This window comes from Protofrankia sp. CiP1_Cm_nod4, assembly GCF_982290645.1.
In genome coordinates this window covers 1-4327 of the sequence record NZ_CEVIVC010000231.1, presented here as the reverse complement: position 1 = coordinate 4327, position 4327 = coordinate 1, and the positions used below count along the sequence as shown (strand labels likewise).

Below are 4327 nucleotides of genomic sequence, written 5' to 3'. Positions count from 1 at the left end.
GGTCGCAGGGCGTTACAACGGGGGGGCCGATAATTCGTTAGCGGCGGCGGCATCCGGCACCTGACCCCGGCCGAACCGGCATGATCACAATCTGTCACGGTCATGTTTTCGCGCGCCAGGCGACAGCCGGGGCACCCGGGAAGGCGGAACGGGAGCCCGGAAGCACGACAGGCGGCCCGGGGACGTCCAAGGGGGAACCCGGGGAGCACGCGGGAGGCCCGGGCCGCGTCGGCGGCCCCACGGACATGACGGGGAGTGAGAGGTATCAACACGGCCGGGATGTTGACACAACCGGGCCATCGACATGATCCCGACAGCGCCAGAGACTGGGGCTGTCACGCGGACATCGCGAACATCTGGAGTCGCGCATGGGCGTCGATCGGCGCAGGCTCGGGCTGGTTGCCGGGCTCGTCGCGGCGGGACATCTGGTGAGCACCTTCCCCGGGCGCGTCCGGGGCGCGCAGGATCTGACCGGCCTCACCACCGCCATGCGGGCGCTGGTCGACGGTTACGGGTCCACCGCCCCGGCACAGACGGCCCTGCAGGCGTGGAACCTCGACCGCCACATCGCCGTGTCCCAGGCGGGGGCGATCCGTACCAGGCATGACTGGCAGGCCCTGCACTCCCGCACCCTCGTGTTGGAGGGCAACGCGCTCATCGACGCCGGTGACGTCTGCTCCGGGCTGCGCGCGCTGGCCCAGGCCGAGTCGGTCGCCGCGAGCATCGGGGACTGGCCGACGATCGCGCACGCCCACGCCGTGCGGGCGATGGCCGCGCGGGGGCTGCAGCGCTGGCGGAGCGCGCTGGCGCTCGCCGTGGAGGGGCAGCGGTACGCGGGCAGCACCCCCGCCGCCGTGATGCTGGCGGTCGCCGAGGCGGGCGCGCGGGCGCGTCTCGGCGACACCCTCGGTACCGTCGCCACGATCGGCCGGGCGCAGGAGCTGATGAGCCGGCTGCCCACCGAGAAATACGGCGCCCCCGCCTACTCCCTCGACAGCTACCATCCGGCGCTGTTCGTGACGATGGCCGCCAGCGCCCTCGTCCTGGCCGGGCAGATCTACGCGGCCGCGCCGTTCCTGGCCGAGGCCCGCGAGCGGGTCGGTGGCGTGGACGGCGCCGGAGGCCGCGACCAGGGCGTCGGCTGCCTGGCCCCGCTGGTGCACGTCATCTGCGCGGACGCGGCGCTGCGCCGGGAGCGGCCGGACGTCGAGGAGGCCGAGCACCATGTCACCGGCGCGGTGGTCGCCTCGTCCGCCCGGCCGGCGGCCTGGATGGGCAGCGAGGTGTCCCAGCTCGCCGAGGGCGCCGCCCAGCACGGCGCCGACTGGTCCGACCTGGTCGCGTTGACCTCGGCCTGGGGCGGCTCCTCGGAAGAGGCCCCGGCCTGACGGGATCTGTCGGATATCCGTTGGGGTATGGGCGCCCGACGGTGCCCGGTGGCACATCGGGTAATAAAGACGCTGTGCGGATCCCAGAGCTCGACGCCGACGCGATGGCTGCCGCCCGGCAGCGGCAGGCAGTGCTGACCAAGCCCCCGGGTGCCCTCGGGCGCCTGGAGGAGATCTCGGTCTGGCTCGCCGGCGTGCAGGGGGCCTGCCCGCCCAGGCCCTTCCGGCGCATCCGGGCCGTGATCATCGCCGGTGATCACGGCATCGCGCGGACGGGTGTCTCGGCCTTCCCGTCGGAGGTCACCGCGCAGATGGTGGCGAACTTCGCCGCCGGCGGCGCCGCGGTGAACGTGCTGGCCCGCACGGTCGGCGCGTCCGTACGGGTCGTGGACGTCAGCGTGGACGCCGACGAGGCCGTGCCGCCCGCGGCCGGCGGCGTGGCCACGGCCGACGTCACCAGCCGTTACCGGGTCCGGCGCGGCAGCGGGCGCATCGACGTCGAGGACGCCCTCACCGCCGAGGAGGCCGCCCGCGCGTTCGACCTCGGCCGGACGATCGTCGACGAGGAGGTCGACGCCGGCACCGACCTGCTGGTCCCCGGCGAGATGGGAATCGGGAACACCACCCCGTCCGCGGCGATCGTCGCCAGCCTGCTCGACCGGGAACCGATCGAGACCGTCGGGCGCGGCACCGGCATCGACGACACCCGGTGGATGCTCAAGACCGCGGCGATCCGGGACGCGATGCGCCGCGGCCGGCCGTACGCCGCCGATCCGCTCGCCCTGCTGCGGGTGATCGGCGGCGCCGACCTCGCCGCGCTGACCGGCCTGCTGGTCCAGGCCGCCGTCCGCCGCACCCCGGTGGTGCTCGACGGGGTCGTGGTCTGCGCCGCGGCGCTGGCCGCCGAGGCGTACGCGCCCGGGTCGAAGGCCTGGTGGGTCGCGGGCACCCGGTCGACCGAGCCGGCGCAGAAGTTCACCCTGACGTCGCTGGGCATCGAGCCTCTGCTGGACCTCGGCCTGCGCCTCGGCGAGGGCACCGGCGCGCTGCTCGCCGTCCACCTGCTGGTGGCCGCCCAGGCGACACTCGCCGAGATGGCCACGTTCGACCAGGCCGGCGTCAGCGACCAGGCCGGCTCAGCCCCGGCCGGCCCGGCCGCCGGCGGCACCGCTTCCGCTGGCGCCGTTGCCAGCGACGCCGCTTCCGCTGGCGCTGCCCCCAGCGGGCCGGTCGCCAACGGCACCGCCGCCGTCCCGAGCGACACGCCCGGGACGGCGGGCGCCTGACGCGGGCGGCCGATGCTCGCCACGCGGACGGTCTTCTCCCTGCTCTCGCTGCTGCCCGTCCGAGGACGGGTCGTGCTCGACCGGCGCACGATGGGCCGGGCCATGACGCTCGCCCCGCTGGTCGGCCTCGTGCTGGGGGCCATCGCCGCCGCCGTCGTGGTCGGCTTCCGGCTCTTCACGAAGCTGCCCGCGGCGCCGCCGGGGACCCCGGCCCAGCCCCTGCTCCCGGCCGCCATCGGGATCGCCACGCTGGCGCTGCTCACCCGCGGCCTGCACCTGGACGGGCTCGCCGACGTCGCCGACGGCATCGGCGCCGGCCGGGAGCGGGCGCTGGCGGCCATGCGGGACTCGCGGCTGGGCGCGTTCGGCGCGCTGGCGCTGATCTTCGCCGTGCTGGTCCAGGTCGCGGCGCTGTCACTGGCGATCAACGAGCACCGGGGCAGCCTGTCGATCCTGGTCGCGTCGATGACCGGACGGCTGGCGGCCACCCTGGCCTGCACCGCCGGCATCCCCGCGGCGCACCCGAACGGGCTCGGCGCCCTCGTCGCCGGTTCCGTGCGGCCGCGGCAGGCCGTCTGCTCCGTGCTCGCCGTCGTCGTCGCCGCCGCCGCCGCGGGGCTGCTCGACGTCGACGGCGGCGGCCCCGGCCGGGCCGCGCGCGCGGTGGCCGCGGTGGCCGTGGGCACCGCCGTGGGCTGGCTGCTGCGGCGCTACCTCGTCGGCTACCTCGGCGGCATCACCGGGGACGTGCTCGGCGCCCTCGTCGAGATCACGGCGACGGTCACCCTGGTGTTCATGACCCTGGACGCCCCCTACGGCCTGAAACACCGCCTCGGCATCGTCTAGAAAGCGCCGCTCAGGGAGCACGAATCCCATCCACGACCATCCGCACAGGCCATGATCCAGATAATTTTGTCGTTGTGTACGCTTTTTGGCCGCAAAAGCGTACACAACGACAAAATCGTGCCGATCTTCTCCGGTGGCCGGGACGCGCGGCCACCGCACCGCGCCCCGGGAGCGCTGCGGCCCCTACTTCGGGGAGGCGTCGACGAAGGGTGGGCGTACCACCGTCATCGCCGACGGCCGGCCCCGCACGTCCACCCGGACGGTGTCTCCCTCGGCGACGCCGCGGTCGAGCAGGGCGAGGGCGATACCGGTCCGCAACGTCGGCGAGAACGTCCCACTGGTGACCTCGCCCACCCGCTCGCCGGCCAGGTCGTACACGGCCATGTGCGGCCGTGGGATGCCCCGGTCGGTCGAGCGCAGCCCCCACAGCAGCCGCACCGGGCCCGCGCTCCGCTCCGCCAGCAGCGCGTCCCGGCCCCAGAACCGTGGCTTGTCCCAGCCCACCGCCCAGCCGGCCCGCGCCTGCACCGGGGTGATCGAGGGCGAGAGGTCCTGGCCGTGCAGCGGGTAGCCCATCTCGGTCCGCAGGGTGTCGCGGGCGCCGAGGCCACAGGGCCGCACCCCCAGGGACGCCCCGGCCGCCAGCAGCGCGTCCCACACCGCCGGGGCGTCCGCCCACGGCGTCACCAGCTCGAACCCACGCTCGCCGGTGTAACCCGAGCGGCACACGACGATCTCCCGCCGGGAGCCGTCCCCGCCGGCGCCACGCCCGCCGTCCCCGGCACCGCCGGCACCGCCGCCCCCGAT

General features: G+C 75.2%; 4 protein-coding genes. 3 read left to right on the top strand and 1 reads right to left on the bottom strand.

Annotated features, from left to right (window positions below):
- Positions 1-368: 368 nt before the first annotated feature.
- The 3 genes from AC5LSR_RS23355 to AC5LSR_RS23345 all read left to right on the top strand — a co-directional run bounded on the left by AC5LSR_RS23355 (position 369) and on the right by AC5LSR_RS23345 (position 3520).
- Positions 369-1388 (top strand): hypothetical protein, encoded by a 1020-nt coding sequence (locus AC5LSR_RS23355; protein ID WP_250287063.1) that lies wholly within the window; start codon positions 369-371, stop codon positions 1386-1388.
- 74 nt (positions 1389-1462) lie between these two features.
- On the top strand, positions 1463-2674 hold the full coding sequence (cobT, locus tag AC5LSR_RS23350; RefSeq protein ID WP_493465806.1) for a nicotinate-nucleotide--dimethylbenzimidazole phosphoribosyltransferase: 1212 nt from the start codon (positions 1463-1465) through the stop codon (positions 2672-2674).
- A gap of 12 nt (positions 2675-2686) precedes the next feature.
- A complete protein-coding gene (locus AC5LSR_RS23345; RefSeq protein ID WP_493469040.1) occupies positions 2687-3520 on the top strand; it encodes an adenosylcobinamide-GDP ribazoletransferase in 834 nt (277 codons plus the stop codon).
- Positions 3521-3703: 183 nt separating this feature from the next.
- On the opposite strand, the gene AC5LSR_RS23340 is transcribed toward AC5LSR_RS23345, so the two are convergent.
- The coding region (locus AC5LSR_RS23340; protein WP_493469039.1) for a glycine cleavage T C-terminal barrel domain-containing protein at positions 3704-4327 on the bottom strand (624 nt) is incomplete at its 5' end.

What these genes read in the sequence shown, in the direction of transcription:
- AC5LSR_RS23355 (WP_250287063.1), top strand. Translation starts at nt 369, where the DNA reads ATGGGCGTCGATCGGCGCAGGCTCGGGCTGGTTGCCGGGCTCGTCGCG.
- AC5LSR_RS23345 (WP_493469040.1), top strand. Translation starts at nt 2,687, where the DNA reads ATGCTCGCCACGCGGACGGTCTTCTCCCTGCTCTCGCTGCTGCCCGTC.